The following is a 14,118-nucleotide window of genomic DNA, read 5'->3' as shown; positions in this document are numbered from 1 at the left end:
TGCGGGTGGGCGGTCGCCTTTTTATACCTTATACAAACGTACCTGTACCTTCGCAGATCCACCCGTTGTGTTGTTCCTGAAAAGGCATGCAGTGCCCGCAAGTCTGTTAAACATATGCAAATAAGCCAAGCACCGGAGGAATATCACCGTGTTTCCTGGCCGAAAAATACCGGCTGCTTTCTGTATGATTTTATACTGCGGTTTTTTCTAAAGGCCGGGATCCATTGGGGCGATTGTCGGACAACGTTTTCTGCAATCCTGTCAAAAGTGGGGTGTAGGGAAGTACTCACATACACATCGGCTACTTTTCCGGCTTCATCAACTGTAAAGCTTACGATAACAACAGCTTTTCCATCATTGTCGAATTTATACTGAGTCGGGAAGTATAGCTTTTTCTGAAGATATTTTGACCAGGCATTTGCGCCTCCGGGGAATTCCGCTTCCCGTTCTATATCGGTGGTATCTGAGAGCGGGCTACCAGTGATATCGAAATGCTGACGGGCGGTCAGGGTGCCATTATTGTACATTTCAACGCAGCTAGGTTTTCCGTTTTTATGAAAATAGACCCATTTTTTGTCGGCCTTTCCTTTTTCGGAAAAACGACCGGCGGAGGAAGGCATTCCATTATCGAACCATGAGGCCCTGAGCCCCGAACCATCCGGACGGTAAATAGCCGAATCACTCAGGTAGCCATTGGAATGCCAGCTTAGCACAAGGCCGACGGGGCGGTCATTATGATAGGAAGCTGAATCCTGCAGCATTTTATTGGGATAATACCGCAACCAGATCCCTTCTTTTTTCCCTGACCTGAATTTTCCAACAGAACTGATCTGTGCATTGGGATAAAAATAGAAAAAAGTACCGTTGGGAACCTTGCAGTCCTCATCCTGGTAAAGGCCTGCCATCTGTAATTTCTTTTCCCGCAGGTAATAATCCCTGCGATACCAGCCGGTGTCTGTTTTGATAACCGTCGAATAAAACAAGGCTTCCTCAGGTTTGCAGGCCTTCCATGAGTAATCGTAATAACGTTCGGTAGTTTGGGCATTTAAGCTGGTACTAATTACCATGCCCAGCAGCAGCAGTTGGAGTTTACGGTGCATCTCTTAAATTATTTATACAAAAATAGCGTTTCCCTAAAAAAAGCGGGCCGCACTTATCAAAAGTGCGGCCCGTGGAGCATAAGGGATAAATTTTAGAATGTATACCGTGCAGAAACACCGGCATTGGGGTAAAAGCTGTTGTGGTAATCTACCGCTTTAATTACATGGATGGTAGGACGCACATCGGCAGAAACGGCCAACGGAATTTTTGAAAATTTGTAGTCGGCGCCGGCAGTAGGGAACAGTCCCAGGCTAAAACCCTTGTAATAATCATTGGAGGAAAAAGAGTTGGCTGCAACAACACCGCCGCCTACGAACCATTTCAGTCCGTCAACAGGTTTAATCGGGAAATGGTGCTGATAGCCCACCGATGCCGACGCATTTACCCAACGGTATCCTGTTACACCATAGGGGTGAAAACCGGCATTCACTTCCAAAGCACCGGCTTCGTTTAAAAAGGTTTTGTATGCCGCAGAAACTATATCATAATAGCCGCTACCAAACCGTAAACCGATCGATTGTTTGTAGTCGCTTTGGGCAAATAAAGCAGTTGCAGTAAAGGCAAGTGCAACACATAAGGTCATTTTCAATTTCATAATGGAAAAAATTTCTGCAAAAGTAAGGGTCCCGTTGTCTAAAAAAATACCTGTTTTTAGGTAGTTTTTTTTATAAAACAATAGTATACAAACTGCGTTTTTCCTTTGGCGTTCCCCGTTGTATGTCTTTTATATATTTGTTACGAGTTTGAAGTTTGTAGCTGCAGCAGCCCTTTTATGCAGGCGTATCAACAACACTATATGGTAACCATCGTCCGGTGGTGCAGGAACCTGAAGCCTTCTTTTTCGTGTGGGGTATTGAAAAATCCATGAACTTGAATATATTTGTATGAGCTATATTACTGCTGTTGACGAATGATTAAAAATAACGCTGTACCTAATCTATCTAAAATATGAATGCATTTTTTGAGGGAATGCCCTCATTGCTCCAGGGATTCTGGTGGGTAGCCATTATCACCAGTGTGATCTTTTTGATCCAGACCGTGCTCACGTTTGCCGGCGGCCATGGTGCAGATGGAATCAATGCCGATTTCGACGGGGACCTTAGCGGCGCGGACGCGCCTTTCCAGATGTTTTCACTAAGAAATCTTATTAATTTCCTGATGGGATTTGGCTGGACCGGTGTGGCCTTCTACCGCTCCATTGAAAGCAAAGCCTTGCTGACCGCCCTGGCAGTTGCCGTTGGGATCTTTTTTGTGCTGCTGTTCTTTTTCGTGATCCGCCAGCTGATGAAACTGACGGAAGACAATACCTTTAAAGCCGAACGCCTCATCGGCAAGTCGGGGTCTGTTTATTTAACCATCCCGGAACACCGGAGCGGCGTAGGCAAGATCCAGATCAGTTATAACAATACCAGCCACGAACTGCTGGCCGTTACCGAAGGGGAACGACTGGTATCCGGCACCCGGGTTAAGGTGCTCGATATCGAAGACCGTGTACTCATTGTAACCAAACTTTAATAAAAACAATCCACTTATGAATTTCGACGGACCATTTATCCTGATCCTTGTAGGAGCCCTGATCCTGTTTGTTACGATTGTATCGCTGATTTCGCGGTACAAGCGTTGTCCTTCTGATAAGATCCTCGTGATCTACGGTAAAACAGGCGGCAGTTCCGCCCGTTGTGTACATGGAGGCGGTGCCTTTATATGGCCCGTGATCCAGGACTTTGCGTACCTGGATCTGAAGCCTATCTCTATCGAAGCCAATCTGACCAATGCATTATCCCGCCAGAACATCCGTGTGGATGTACCCTGTCGCTTTACGATTGCCATTTCTACCGAACCGGAAAGTATGGGGAATGCGGCAGAACGCTTACTGGGATTGAGTCCGGAGCAGATCCAGGAATTGTCGAAAGATATTCTGTTCGGACAGCTCCGCCTGGTGATTGCGACCATGACCATTGAAGAGATCAACTCAGACCGGGATAAATTTTTAGACAATATCTCAAAGAATGTTGATACAGAACTGAAGAAGATCGGTTTGAAACTGATCAACGTGAACGTTACCGATATCCGGGACGAATCCGGTTATATTGAGGCGCTGGGTAAGGAAGCCGCTGCCAAAGCGATCAATGAAGCCATTGTGAGTGTGGCAGAGCAAACAAAGATCGGGGAAACGGGAAAGGCCATTGCCGACCGGGAGAAGGATACACAGATCGCAGAAACCAACCGCGACCGGGATGTAAAGATCGCCATCACTCAAAAAGATAAGGAGATCAGTATTGCGGCGGCCGGGAAAGACGAAGCCATTGGTAAGGCCGAAGCTGAGCGGGATGCGCGTATTGCTACTTCCGAAGCCAACTCACTGGCGGTAAAAGGAGAGAATGATGCCAAGATCACCATTGCCAATTCAGATGCATTGCGCCGGGAGAAAGAAGCGGAAGCATTGAAAATAGCGGTAACAGCCGAGAAAGTGCAATCGGCCAGGGCATTGGAGGAATCGTATCTCGCAGAACAAAAAGCCGAGCAGGCCCGTGCAGAGCGGGAGCGTTCCACGCAGAATGCAAACGTGGTGATACCCGCGCAGATTGCCAAGCAAAAAGCCATTATCGATGCAGAAGCAGAGGCGGAGCGCATCCGTTTAAGAGCCAAGGGGGAAGCCGATGCCATCTTTGCAAAAATGGAAGCAGAAGCAAAGGGTTTATTTGAGATCCTTACCAAACAGGCCGATGGGTACGACAAAGTGGTGAAAGCTGCCGGTGGCGACGCTACTAATGCATTCCAGTTGTTGTTACTGGAAAAACTGCCGGAGCTGGTACGTACACAGGTTGAAGCGGTGAAAAATATCAAGATCGATAAGGTAACCGTATGGGATGGCGGAAACGGTGAAAACGGTAACGGTTCTACCGCTAATTTTGTACAGGGGCTGATGAAATCGGTGCCGCCGCTGAATGACCTCTTTAATATGGCGGGCCTGAACCTGCCCAGTTATTTAAAGGGTACAGACCCGAAAGAAACGCAAACGCCTTCGACCGATATTACTACGGATCCGAAAGGATAAACGGATGGTAAAAGCGCTTCTTTTGGGGCGCTTTTTTTACTGATTGCCCGATAACGATTCAATTATTTGTCTTATTAACTATTGCTATTATCATGTACAACCGTAAAAAATTTATCCGGAACGCGCTCATGAGCACCGTTGCCGTTGCTGCGCTTCCAAAGTTGTCCGGAGGAACCGGAATAAAAAAGTATCCGCAAAAGAAAGACCTTGTGCGGCTGGCCGTTATTGGTAAGGGGCGTATGGGATCCAGCGATCTGCGTACCGCCTTATCTACCGGCATGGCTACCCTGGCGGGCGTTTGTGATATCTATGATAAAAACCTGGATGCCTTGCGGCAGCAGTCCGGGAAAGAGGTGGTGTTTACCCGGGAATACCGGGATATCCTGAACCGGAAAGATATTGATGCGGTCATCATCGGTACTCCGGATCACTGGCATCAGAAGATCGCCATTGAAGCCATGCAGGCCGGCAAGGATGTGTATTGCGAAAAGCCGGTGATCCATTCGTTGCAGGAGGGCCAGGCGCTGATTACAGCACAGGAGAAAACCGGGCGTATTTTTCAGATGGGCAGCCAGGGCATGTCGTCCTGGGGTAACCAGCTTGCAAAACGTATTGTAGAGGCGGGGCTGATCGGCCAGATAACCCAGGTTGAGGGACAGTTTACGTCGCCGCCGCAGGCTTTAAGGCCATTTACGGCGCCTGATGATGCAACAATCCAACATATTTGGTGGGATCGTTTTTTGGGGAATGCCCCCAAGCGTGCTTTTGATGCACAACGTTTTTTGAACTGGCGGAACTGGAGCGATTATGGCACCGGAGTTGCCGGAGATCTGTTTGTACATGTAATTGCAAGCACGCATTTTATCATGGGTGCCGGTAAACCGGAAAACGTGTACAGCACGGGTGGGATCCGGTATTATACGGATGGATCCAGGGATACACCTGATGTGCTGTTGGGCTACCTGGATTATCCGGATGTGCAGAAAAAAGGCGCATTTACCTTATCCCTCTCTGCCAACCAGGCCGATGGGGTTTCAAAAAAATGGGGAAGTACCGATTTTACCATAAAAGGTACCCGGGGCCTGTTGAATGTAGGCTGGGATCAACTCACATTGAAAACGCCCGGTAAAACTGATATCGCAGCCTTCAGCCCGTTAAAGGAATGGTCCGGTGACCCGGTTAAGGTGTCTGACAACGAATACGTGTTTAATGGGCCTAAAGGGGCCAAGGGCGCGCATCACGATCATTTTGTAAACTTCTTTACAGCCGTAAGAGGCGAGGGGAAAAATGTTGCGGATACCCGTTTCGGGGTGCAGGCGTCAACGGCGGCTTTATTATGTCATGAAAGTTACCGGAAACGGAGGGCACTTGACGGGCGGTCCGGAAAAGGTGCATAAGGCTGGGAGCCGGGGCGATCTGCCGCACTAATCCGGTGTTGCATCCAGGTAGCGCCAAAGATGAATACTGGCATAAGTGCGGTAGGGTTTCCAGTTTTCTGTAACGGAAAGAATCCTTGCTTCGAATTCTTTCTTATTGGTATAACTGATATCATAAAGTTCAGCCACCGCTTTTTGCAGTCCCAGGTCTCCGATCGAAAATACGTCTTCCCGTCCCAGGGAAAACATCAGCAGCATTTCAGCGGTCCATTTTCCAACGCCTTTTATCTGCGTGATCAGGCTGACGAAGGCATCATCCGTTAAGGCATGAATTTTGGCATCCGTTAGTTTGTGCGCAATAAAAAAATGACATACATTTTTGATGTAAACCGCTTTTGCATTTGACAAACCTATGGCACGCAGGGTATCATGCGGAATGGCGAGGATCTTTTGCGCAGTAGGTTTTTTGCCATCAAATAACTCAAGAAACCGGTTGCGGATCACTGCCGCCACCTTTGTACTCAGTTGCTGTCCCATAATGGAACCACATAAGCGGAATAAAATGTTTTGCTGCAGTTGCAGGGCATGGAGTCCCTGTTCCCGGATCAGCTTTTTTAAAACTTTGTCTTTTGACAGATGTTTGTGATATGCCATGGTATAAAATTAAATAAATAATTCCACCAGTTCCGGATAATTCAAATCTGTACGAACGGCATCCTGTCATCCTTACTTCTTGATCGATACACATAAAATCAATAAGGCCGTCCAAACACGCATATGGTATCGCGGAATAACCGTATCTGTTTCGGGCGCAATTATACTAAGGACAATTGAAGGGCACTATGCCTGTATAACGATTGCCTGTGTGCCATGCAAAATAGCTCCGCGCATTTACGGGGATCCGATAATGGTATCCTGATCCGCATCCGTTTTTTTAATGACGATTTTTCTTTTCTCTTTAAGCAGGAATCGATAGTTTTGCGCAAAATTATTTCCTTGTTTAAAAGAATCATGGCCTTGTTTTTTTTGATGACGTTTACGATGCAAACGTTCAGCAAGACCATTATGATGATCGACTACAGGGTAAACCAGCAGGCCTACGCAAAGAATTGCGTAAATAAATTTCGTCCGAAAATGCACTGTAACGGGCATTGCCAGCTGATGAAACAGATTGAAGAGGAAGAGAAAAAAAGCCAGCAGCACCCGGAACGGAAGCTGGAATTCAAAAACGAAATCACCCTTTCCTCGAAATCATTTTTCCCCGAACTTACTTTTATTACACTTAGCCAGCCTTCTGTTTATCACCAGATCATTATGGGCATGGAGATCAAAAGACCGCGTTCGGTTTTTCATCCTCCTGCTTTACGCCTCAATGATATGGCCTGATTTGCGAAACTGCTGTTTCCTGTTTCCTTATGCTATATGCGGTATTGTCGTGTATAGCACAGATAACGCACATAGGAACCGTAGTTGAAGCTGCTTTTCTCCGACTACTTCAGGTCAATCCTTTATGAAATTCAGTACTGTTTGTACTTCCTGCGGGTGCTGCTGCAACGTAACAGCTATTGTATCCGTTGCCGGGAGGGATTATTTAACCAGTGTTGAGATGAATACCGGAAGCATCTTTTTCAGCAAACAGGCCTGCCGTTCGCTGCTGAAAAAGAGCTAACGCCTGCGTGTGCTGCACGGTCCCTGAAACTATTCAGGATATGTTGACCGTGTAGCGTTAAATGGCTTCCAGGAGCATCTCCAGGCACGCTATTATCTTTTTAATATGAAATCATTATATACTTTTTTTATGACGCTGCTGTTTGGCGCGGTCGTTTTGCTGACCGCTTGTTCTAAAAACCCGGTAGAGCCCAATTATGACCAGCGCGCGCTGGCGCCGCTGGCTGTGGAATTCGACAATATCGTTGGCGGACAAAAACTGGTATTAAATACGGGTACCTATGTCAATGCGTTGGGGCAATCATATAATATACAGCTATTGCAGTATTTTATCAGCAATATCCAGGTTAAGAAAGCAGACGGAACTGCCTATACGGTTAATGCGGACAGCAGTTATTTTTTGATCCGCCAGGATGATCCCACGAGCAGATTCGCCCGTGTAAAAGTGCCGGAGGGCAATTATACCGCACTCACTTTTACCGTGGGAGTAGACAGTTTGCGGAGTATCATGGATATCAGTAAGCGTACCGGCGTACTGGACCCCGGTGCAGGGAATCATGATGGGATGTACTGGGGATGGAACAGCGGATACATCTTCTTTAAAATGGAAGGTACCGCTCCTGACGCACCGGCGGATCCAACCGGCCAGCATAAGTTCCGGTATCACATCGGCGGCTTCGGAGGGTACAATGCACCAACGATCAATAACATCAAGGTAATCACTGTTGATCTTACGGCCCGGGGAATCGCCCAGGTGCGCAAAGACCGGTTGGCGAATATTCACCTGATGGTAGATGTTTCAAAAGCGTTGAACGGCTCAACAAATGTAAGTTTTGCCACCAATCCGCAGGTAATGTTCAGCGACTACAGCGTACAGATCGCCAACAACTATGCAAAAATGTTTGTACACGATCATACCGAAAATTAAAATCATGAACCGGAAATATATCGCAGTGATCGGCACCTTGGTGGTGCTGGTATTTGCCTGCTCAAGGAAACTTCCGGGTGACGACGCTCAAAACGATACAGGAATATTTGCCGGGTTTCAGCAGCCCGGCAACTTTCCGGTTCCGGTGTATCATTTTGAAACCAACCCGGTTACAAAGGAAGGATTTGAACTGGGACGAAAGCTCTTCTACGAGCCTCGTCTATCCCGGAACAATACCATTAGTTGCGGAAGCTGTCACATTCAGTCGTCGGCCTTCACCCAGCATGGACATGATGTAAGTCATGGCATCGACGACCGGTTGGGGAGCCGGAATGCGCCGCCCATTATGAACCTGGCCTGGAACCCGCTCCTGATGTGGGATGGCGGTATATTCGACCTCGATCTGCAGCCTGTAGCCCCCATAACCAGTCATGAGGAAATGGATGAAACAGTGGCCAATGTCGTCAGCAAGTTGCAGGCATTACCTCAGTACCGGGTACTTTTCAAGAAAGCATTTGGAACGGAGCAGATCAACACCGGCAACCTGATGAAAGCCTTATCGCAATTTATGGTGATGTGTGTTTCGAGTCGCGCAAAATACGATAGTGTGATGCGTAAAGAAGGTAATACCACTTTTACACCCGAGGAAGCGGCGGGGCACACACTGGTATCGGAAAAATGTGGCGGCTGCCACCATGAACCGCTGTTTGCCGATGGCACTTTCCGCAACAATGGTATCGGGGTAGGTGCCAATGATGATCAGGGCCGCTTTATGGTAACCCTCCGGTCGGAAGACCGGTATCTTTTCAAAGTACCCAGTCTGCGTAACCTGGCCTATACCGCACCCTATATGCACGACGGCCGGTTTTATACGCTGGATGCGGTGCTTGACCATTACAGCACGGGTGTAAAATTAACGCCGAACCTGGATCCGTTGCTTGCTACTGGACAAGGAGGTATGGCACTTACACCCGGTGAGCGGAAAGCGATCCTGGCCTTTCTGAATACATTGAACGACCGGGCATTTATTACAGATAAACTTTTAGCTGAGCAGTAGGAGCCGGATAAACTTCACCTGCGCGTATGCCGGCAAGCGAATGAAAGATCAACACCGGCATTGTTCACGCGCTTAAAAAAACAGATACAATGAAAAACCAATGGATAAAAAAACTCTTTTTCTTTCTAATAGCTTCCGGTGCTTTTTCAAAACCGGCTACCGCCTGTGACATCTGCGGCTGCGGCGTGGGTAATGATTATATCGGTATTCTTCCAGATTTTCACCGGCATGTTTTCGGGCTGCGCTACCGTCATAATGCGCTTTTAAGTCACCTGGGCGTGGGCGGACAGCACACCTATCTCACCACCTCGGAGCAGTATCGTACCCTGGAAGCCTGGGGCGGATGGAACATCTCTGAAAAGTTCCGGGTAATGGCCGTGGTTCCCTATAGCAGCAACCGGCGCAGCAACCAGGATGAAAGCGTTACAAAGAGTGGTGCCGGCGATATAACCGTATCGGCATTTTACCAGCTGATCAATAAGCGGGAGCCCGCAGGAAACAAACTCCTGGTGCAAAGTCTTTGGCTGGGAGGAAATATAAAACTGGCCACGGGGAACTATAACCCGGCGGATAAAAGCGCTGCAGGAGAGAGCGCTAACCTGTTTCAGCTGGGCTCCGGGAGTACTGATTTTGCACTAAGCGGTATGTACGACCTGCGGGTACAGGATGCCGGCATCAACCTCAATGCACATTATAAAATCAATACTGCCAACCGGTATGATTACCGGTATGGAAACAAGCTCAATCTGAATGCGCAGGCGTATTACAAGATCCGGATAGCGGGGGCGGTAATGATCGCGCCTAATGCGGGTGTACAATATGAAAAAGGGAAAACCGACGTGGACAATGATGTACTGGTTACGGTATCGGGGGGGAATCTTTTGATGGGGACGGCAGGGTTGGAAACCGCCTATAAAAAAATAGCGATCGGTGCCAATTTTCAAACGCCGTTTTCGCAGAACCTGGCCAACGGTATTGTAAAGGCCAATAACCGGGTAATGGTTCATGTATCTTTAGCGCTGTGAACAGCAGATCGATGCAAAGCATCGGGTATTAAACGGGATCAACATGCAGCGAATGGGCAATAGTAAATAGGCAATGAGGTTCCTGGAGTGAAAGCCGTATGCGTCAAACCGGAAACAAATTTCAGTGATCCGCTTTACCCGGTAGTGGGGGTGGAGCGTCATCCGGCTTTGTGCCGGCAATGCAGTGATCGTTGCTCCTTCGCGCCGGTGCGCGGAATGAATGGGAGCATTGTAATGAGGGCCGTAATCGTAAATTCCGGATATTTGCGGAATGGACTTCATGGCCCCCATACAGATGGAACCGCTGTCGCCACCGATCCGGTATGCGGATAAGCTCTTGCTGATCGGCTCCTGCTTTACCGAGCATATCGGCAATGCATTGGCCGAGCACAAGTTTGAAACGCTTCAGAATCCGCATGGGATCCTGTTTGACCCGGCCAGCGTATACCACAGCCTGATCCGCTATATAGAAAACAAGCCGTACACGGAAGCAGATCTCTTTTACCTGAATGAAGTATGGCAATCCTGGCATCATCATTCTCGTTTTTCCGGTACGGATAAGGAAACGGTATTGCTCCAGATGAACGGAGCACTGGAAACGGCACACCGGTTCTTAAAACAAACCGGGTGGATCATTATTACATTGGGTTCTTCTTTTTCCTACCGGCTCAACGCCAATAATCCGCAGGCAGCACTATCGGGGCTGAAAGTGGCCAATTGCCACCGGGCGCCGGGGCAGTGGTTTGATAAGAAAATGCTGGAGATCGAGGAAACCGTTTCCCTGCTGGATAACCTCTACCACCGAATCCGCATCTTTAACCCCGGTGCAAAACTGCTGTTCACCATCAGTCCGGTACGCCATCTCCGGGATGGTGTGGTAGCCAATAACCGGAGCAAGGCCCGGCTGATTGAAGCGGTGCATCATATGGTGCATAAATTCGAAGGGCTGTATTACTTTCCGGCCTATGAGCTGGTAATCGATGTACTGCGGGATTACCGGTTTTACGACGTGGATCTGGCACATCCCAACTATCCGGCTACGGAATTTGTACTGGAAAAATTTACCGAAACCTGCATTGACGAACCGTCAAGGCAACTCATGAAAGCGATCCGGCCCCTCATGATCGCCAGAAGACATAAACCCTTTCATCCTCAAACAAAGGCGCATCAGCAGTTTTTGAAAGCCCAGTATGAAAAGGCCCGGAACCTGATGGAGCAATACCCGTTCCTGGATCTGAAGGAGGAAATGGCCTATTTCAGTCAATAAAATACTGCATAAGATGTTTAGTAACTCCTGTGTGTGCCGCTGAAAAGAAGGCTGGGCTTTTGTTGGAAAAAAGATAAAAAACAGTCTTCCCGATCTTCAGCGATGATGGATGCCGGAACAAGAATCAACAACTCAGTATTTTAAAATCGCCGGGCTTTCCTGCAAGGGTGCGGCGTATCGTTCATTGCTTTTATATTTCTATATACCTCCCTTCACGATTGGTTCAACTGCAGGGAACGCATCGCTGTGCTTCAGTGGCCGGTAAATTTTTCCCCGGTCCGTATCGGAAACCGAATTCCTGTTACCTTTATATACAGGAAGAGTGATAACGGAGCCTGAACCTCACGGAATACCAATAAATAGAAGCAAGGGCTTCGCTTCGCTCTAAGAAAACAAATTACCACACAAAAAAATAAAAGCATGATAAACGCAAAAGGATACGCCGCGCACGGTAAGACAGAACCCTTACGACCCTGGGATTTTGAGCGCCGGGAATTGGGTGCGGACGATGTACTGATCGATATTTTATACTGCGGCATCTGCCATTCGGATATTCACCAGGTGCGCAGCGAGTGGGGACCGGCCATTTATCCGATCGTACCTGGACATGAGATCGTTGGCCGGATTACCGCAGTGGGGGCTAACGTAACCAAATTCAAGGCTGGCGAACTGGCGGGCATCGGCTGTATGGTTAACTCCTGCCAGCATTGCGATAGCTGTGATCATGGACAGGAGCAGTTTTGCGATAATAAGCAAACCGTATGGACCTATAATGCACGGGATAAAGACGGATCGGTAACCTACGGCGGGTACTCCGATAAGATCGTTTGCGATCAGCATTTTGTGCTGCATGTGTCGGATAAATTAGACCTGAAGGGGGTAGCGCCATTACTTTGTGCCGGCATTACTACCTATTCCCCGTTGCGTAAATGGAAGGTGGGGAAGGGACATAAGGTAGGTGTGCTGGGCCTGGGTGGACTGGGACATATGGCCGTGAAATTTGCGGTTTCTTTTGGTGCAGAGGTAACCATGCTCAGTACTTCACCCTCCAAGGAAGCAGATGCCAAACGTTTGGGCGCGCATAAATTTGTACTTACCAAAGATCCCGAACAGGTAAAAAAACTCGACCGCTATTTTGATTTTATTATCGATACGGTTTCTGCGCCGCATGATTACAATATGTACCTGCAGATGCTTAAAACAAACGGGGTGCAGATCTGCGTGGGATTACCGCCCGAACCGCTAAGCATTGCCGGAGGCAGTTTAATGCGGGGAAACCGGGTGTTAACGGCATCTTCCATCGGCGGCATTCCGGAAACACAGGAAATGCTTGATTATTGTGCCGAACACAATATCGTAAGCGATATCGAGCTCATCGATATCAAAGACGTAAACACCGCTTACGAACGCGTGTTAAAAAGTGATGTAAAGTACCGGTTCGTGATTGATCTGGCTACGATTTAGAAGTGGTGCAGATTTGAGATCCGAGATTTGAGAAAGTACATTGTAGTTGACTGGTACCACAGGAACCTGTGTACCGGCAATTAGTCAATTGATTTCTCAAATCTCGATTCTCGCTGCTATCCCTTCTCCGTAAGCCTGTACGTTGTCTTTGTTTGATACACTTCGCCCGGGCGCAAGATCGTATTTGGGAAGGAAGGAATATTGATCGCATTGGGATGTACCTGTGTTTCAAAACAGAAAGCAGAGAAGGCGGTATATTGCTGACCGTTTTTCCCTTTGATCTCCGGAGAACCATAACTGTTGTAAAGATGTACCAGCGGTTCGGTCGTATATACTTCTAATTTTACGGCTTCTTCATCGCACCAGGCCTCAGCTGCCACCTGGTGTATGCCCGGGCTATCGAGCGGATAACTGATATCGATACCTTGTTCCGGGTTTTCAATATTCCCGGTTTCCTGCCAGTTGCTGAAATCATTCCGTGTACCCTTTACCGGAAGTACGTTTCCTGTAGTACAATAGTTGGCGTCCTGTTCCAGGTAATTGGAAGCATGGATGCGGAGGTGCTGCTGGTCGATGCGGCCCTGGCCGTTATTGAGGTTAAAATAACTGTGGTGCGTAATATTTACCGCCGTTGGCTGATCGGTTGTTGCCCGGTATTCGTAGCTGAACTCATTATCCTCGTTCAATGAAAAAATGATCTGTACGGTAAGGTTCCCCGGGTAGCCCTCTTCACCATCCGGGCTTATATATTGCAATACCACATGACCATCGGTTGCAGAAACCTTATCCCATACTTTTTTGTCGAAGCCTTCCACGCCACCGTGCAGCTGATAACCGGGATTGGTACTGTTTAAAGGATAATCCCTGCCATCAATAGTGATCGCCGCGTGGTTGATCCGGTTAGCATAACGCCCGATAGCGGCTCCATAGTAAGGGTAGTTTTTAAAGTATGCTTCCGACCAGTATTCCTGCGGGGTATCAAATCCTAAAACAATATCATTAAAAGTTCCATCCGATTTCCGTACTTTTATCGACATGATAATGGCGCCGTAATTCGTAACCGTTGCTTCTGTACCGGAACCGTTTTTGAGGGTGAACACATACACATCTTTTCCGTTGGGGTGCTGCGTAGCAAGCTGCTCAGTTATTTCAATCATGAACGTTTAATTTTGAT

Annotated in this window: 13 protein-coding genes; 9 read left to right on the top strand and 4 right to left on the bottom strand. The window is 47.9% G+C overall.

Features of this window, described 5'->3' with window-relative positions; translation table 11 throughout:
* Positions 1-143: 143 nt before the first annotated feature.
* Together LQ567_RS03205 and LQ567_RS03200 are read right to left on the bottom strand one after the other, a co-directional pair.
* A complete protein-coding gene (locus tag LQ567_RS03205; protein WP_231002658.1) occupies positions 144-1,100 on the bottom strand; it encodes an energy transducer TonB in 957 nt (318 codons plus the stop codon).
* A gap of 92 nt (positions 1,101-1,192) precedes the next feature.
* A complete protein-coding gene (locus tag LQ567_RS03200; RefSeq protein ID WP_231002657.1) occupies positions 1,193-1,696 on the bottom strand; it encodes a hypothetical protein in 504 nt (167 codons plus the stop codon).
* 353 nt (positions 1,697-2,049) lie between these two features.
* Between LQ567_RS03200 and LQ567_RS03195 the strand changes: the two genes are divergently transcribed.
* The 3 genes from LQ567_RS03195 (at position 2,050) to LQ567_RS03185 (ending at position 5,556) form a co-directional block, all read left to right on the top strand.
* Entirely contained in the window at positions 2,050-2,616 is a 567-nt protein-coding gene (locus tag LQ567_RS03195) for an NfeD family protein (RefSeq protein ID WP_231002656.1), read from the top strand.
* 16 nt (positions 2,617-2,632) lie between these two features.
* The gene (locus LQ567_RS03190) at positions 2,633-4,159 is read left to right on the top strand and encodes a flotillin family protein (protein ID WP_231002655.1); all 1,527 of its coding nucleotides are present in this window, start codon (positions 2,633-2,635) and stop codon (positions 4,157-4,159) included.
* Between the two features lie 92 nt (positions 4,160-4,251).
* Positions 4,252-5,556 (top strand): Gfo/Idh/MocA family protein, encoded by a 1,305-nt coding sequence (locus tag LQ567_RS03185; RefSeq protein ID WP_231002654.1) that lies wholly within the window; start codon positions 4,252-4,254, stop codon positions 5,554-5,556.
* A gap of 27 nt (positions 5,557-5,583) precedes the next feature.
* Here the strand turns inward: LQ567_RS03185 and LQ567_RS03180 are convergent, their stop codons facing one another.
* The gene (locus LQ567_RS03180; RefSeq protein ID WP_231002653.1) at positions 5,584-6,189 is read right to left on the bottom strand and encodes a DNA-3-methyladenine glycosylase family protein; all 606 of its coding nucleotides are present in this window, start codon (positions 6,187-6,189) and stop codon (positions 5,584-5,586) included.
* 342 nt (positions 6,190-6,531) lie between these two features.
* Here LQ567_RS03180 and LQ567_RS03175 point away from each other — a divergent pair, with 342 nt between their 5' ends.
* From LQ567_RS03175 to LQ567_RS03150, 6 genes are all read left to right on the top strand, one after another.
* The gene (locus LQ567_RS03175; protein ID WP_231002652.1) at positions 6,532-6,921 is read left to right on the top strand and encodes a hypothetical protein; all 390 of its coding nucleotides are present in this window, start codon (positions 6,532-6,534) and stop codon (positions 6,919-6,921) included.
* Positions 6,922-7,309: 388 nt separating this feature from the next.
* Entirely contained in the window at positions 7,310-8,131 is an 822-nt protein-coding gene (locus LQ567_RS03170; protein WP_231002651.1) for an MbnP family protein, read from the top strand.
* Between the two features lie 4 nt (positions 8,132-8,135).
* Positions 8,136-9,188 carry a cytochrome-c peroxidase gene (locus tag LQ567_RS03165; protein WP_231002650.1) on the top strand — a complete coding sequence of 351 codons (1,053 nt, stop codon included), beginning with the start codon at positions 8,136-8,138 and terminating at the stop codon, positions 9,186-9,188.
* Between the two features lie 89 nt (positions 9,189-9,277).
* Positions 9,278-10,213 (top strand): transporter, encoded by a 936-nt coding sequence (locus tag LQ567_RS03160; RefSeq protein WP_231002649.1) that lies wholly within the window; start codon positions 9,278-9,280, stop codon positions 10,211-10,213.
* A 271-nt stretch (positions 10,214-10,484) separates the two neighbouring features.
* Positions 10,485-11,480 (top strand): GSCFA domain-containing protein, encoded by a 996-nt coding sequence (locus LQ567_RS03155; protein WP_231002648.1) that lies wholly within the window; start codon positions 10,485-10,487, stop codon positions 11,478-11,480.
* A gap of 420 nt (positions 11,481-11,900) precedes the next feature.
* Positions 11,901-12,944: an NAD(P)-dependent alcohol dehydrogenase gene (locus tag LQ567_RS03150; RefSeq protein WP_231002647.1), complete on the top strand. Its 1,044-nt coding sequence runs from the start codon at positions 11,901-11,903 to the stop codon at positions 12,942-12,944.
* A gap of 116 nt (positions 12,945-13,060) precedes the next feature.
* Here the strand turns inward: LQ567_RS03150 and LQ567_RS03145 are convergent, their stop codons facing one another.
* Positions 13,061-14,101 (bottom strand): aldose epimerase family protein, encoded by a 1,041-nt coding sequence (locus LQ567_RS03145; protein ID WP_231002646.1) that lies wholly within the window; start codon positions 14,099-14,101, stop codon positions 13,061-13,063.
* Positions 14,102-14,118: the final 17 nt, after the last annotated feature.

Source organism: Niabella pedocola (assembly GCF_021044425.1).
Taxonomy (GTDB): Bacteria; Bacteroidota; Bacteroidia; order Chitinophagales; family Chitinophagaceae; genus Niabella; species Niabella pedocola.
This window is presented reverse-complemented; position numbering and strand designations above follow the sequence as displayed.

Excerpts from the sequence above, each read along its gene's own strand:
- LQ567_RS03205 (WP_231002658.1), bottom strand. The coding sequence starts at position 1,100 with ATGCACCGTAAACTCCAACTGCTGCTGCTGGGCATGGTAATTAGTACC.
- LQ567_RS03200 (WP_231002657.1), bottom strand. The coding sequence starts at position 1,696 with ATGAAATTGAAAATGACCTTATGTGTTGCACTTGCCTTTACTGCAACT.
- LQ567_RS03195 (WP_231002656.1), top strand. The coding sequence starts at position 2,050 with ATGAATGCATTTTTTGAGGGAATGCCCTCATTGCTCCAGGGATTCTGG.
- LQ567_RS03190 (WP_231002655.1), top strand. The coding sequence starts at position 2,633 with ATGAATTTCGACGGACCATTTATCCTGATCCTTGTAGGAGCCCTGATC.
- LQ567_RS03185 (WP_231002654.1), top strand. The coding sequence starts at position 4,252 with ATGTACAACCGTAAAAAATTTATCCGGAACGCGCTCATGAGCACCGTT.
- LQ567_RS03180 (WP_231002653.1), bottom strand. The coding sequence starts at position 6,189 with ATGGCATATCACAAACATCTGTCAAAAGACAAAGTTTTAAAAAAGCTG.
- LQ567_RS03170 (WP_231002651.1), top strand. The coding sequence starts at position 7,310 with ATGAAATCATTATATACTTTTTTTATGACGCTGCTGTTTGGCGCGGTC.
- LQ567_RS03165 (WP_231002650.1), top strand. The coding sequence starts at position 8,136 with ATGAACCGGAAATATATCGCAGTGATCGGCACCTTGGTGGTGCTGGTA.
- LQ567_RS03160 (WP_231002649.1), top strand. The coding sequence starts at position 9,278 with ATGAAAAACCAATGGATAAAAAAACTCTTTTTCTTTCTAATAGCTTCC.
- LQ567_RS03155 (WP_231002648.1), top strand. The coding sequence starts at position 10,485 with ATGGACTTCATGGCCCCCATACAGATGGAACCGCTGTCGCCACCGATC.
- LQ567_RS03150 (WP_231002647.1), top strand. The coding sequence starts at position 11,901 with ATGATAAACGCAAAAGGATACGCCGCGCACGGTAAGACAGAACCCTTA.
- LQ567_RS03145 (WP_231002646.1), bottom strand. The coding sequence starts at position 14,101 with ATGATTGAAATAACTGAGCAGCTTGCTACGCAGCACCCCAACGGAAAA.